Genomic DNA, 1,290 nt, shown 5'->3' with positions numbered 1-1,290 from the left:
GGTTCCACAGCCGGCAGACCTCTTCCTGTCCGATGCGATGGATGCGGCCGAAGCGTTGCTCGATGCGGTTCGGATTCCACGGCAGGTCGTAGTTGACCATCAGGTGCGCCGCCTGCAGGTTGAGGCCTTCGCCGGCGGCGTCGGTGGCGAGCAGGATCTGGCAGGCGTGGTTCTTGGTGAACTCTTCGGTGATCTGTCGTCGTTCCCCGCGGCGCACGCCGCCGTGGATGGCTTTGACCGTGTCAGGGCGACCGAGCAGGGAGCCGATCCGGGCTTGAAGGTAGTCGAGGGTGTCGCGGTGTTCGGTGAAGATGATGAACTTCCGTGGCCGCCCGTTGCGGTCAGTGGTGAGGGCATGGTCCTGCAAGATCGTGGACAGTTCGGTCCACTTGCGGTCGGTGCCGGCGTCGCGGACTTGTTTGGCGAGTCGTGTCAGGTCGGCGAGTTCGAGCAGTTCGGTGTTGAGTTCCTCCACGGTCTGCGCCGCCGTTGCGGCGTCGAGGAGTTCTTCTTCGAATTCTTCGATCTCGTCAGCGTTGTAGTCGTCGGTATCGAGGTTCGCCAGATCGAGGCCCGGTTCCGTCTCGGTGTAGGTGCCGTTGAGGATGTCTTGTTTCTTGCGTTCGAGTCGTTCGGTGCGGCGAACGAGACTTTTGTAGATCGCTTCGGGGCTGGAGGCGAGCCGGCGTTGGAGGACGGTAAGGGCGAACCCGACGGTGTTCTTACGTTTCCCGCCGACGCGTTCGGCGCGGTTCATCCCTTCGCGGACATAGGTGGTGACTTGTTCGTAGAGGTCGTACTCGAGTGAGGTCAGCTCGTACGGGACGGTCTCGGCGATGCGCTCGGGAAAGAGTTTCTTGCCCTCGAAGGTGAGCAGGTCTTCTTTGACCATGCGGCGCATGATGCCGCTGGTGTCGGCGGTGACTTTGTTCTTACCTTCGTACCGGTCTTTGTCGAGCAGGGTGAGGAACAGTTGAAAGTCCTCTTCCTTCCCCGAGTGCGGGGTCGCGGTCATCAACAACAGGTGACGAGTGATCTCGCCGAGTGCTTCACCGAGCAGGAACCTTTTGGTTTTGTTCAACTTCCCGCCGAAATAGTGGGCGCCCATGCGGTGCGCCTCGTCGACGATCACCAGGTCCCATTCGGTTTCCCCGAGCTGATTCTGCAGCTGTTCGTTGCGGGAAAGTTGGTCCATGCGAGCGATCAACAGCGGATTGGAGTCGAAGACGTTGAGATTGATGTTGGCGTCGATCAACTGGTTCGTCAGCAGGTCGAACCGGAGCCCGAACT

Annotated in this window: 1 protein-coding gene; it reads right to left on the bottom strand. The window is 60.5% G+C overall.

Features of this window, described 5'->3' with window-relative positions:
* Positions 1-1,290 (bottom strand): DEAD/DEAH box helicase (locus ABT116_RS47185; protein WP_351647536.1); only part of this gene is annotated, 1,290 nt, incomplete at both ends.

Source organism: Streptomyces sp. NPDC002130 (assembly GCF_040296465.1).
Lineage (GTDB): Bacteria > Actinomycetota > Actinomycetes > Streptomycetales > Streptomycetaceae > Streptomyces.
This window is presented reverse-complemented; position numbering and strand designations above follow the sequence as displayed.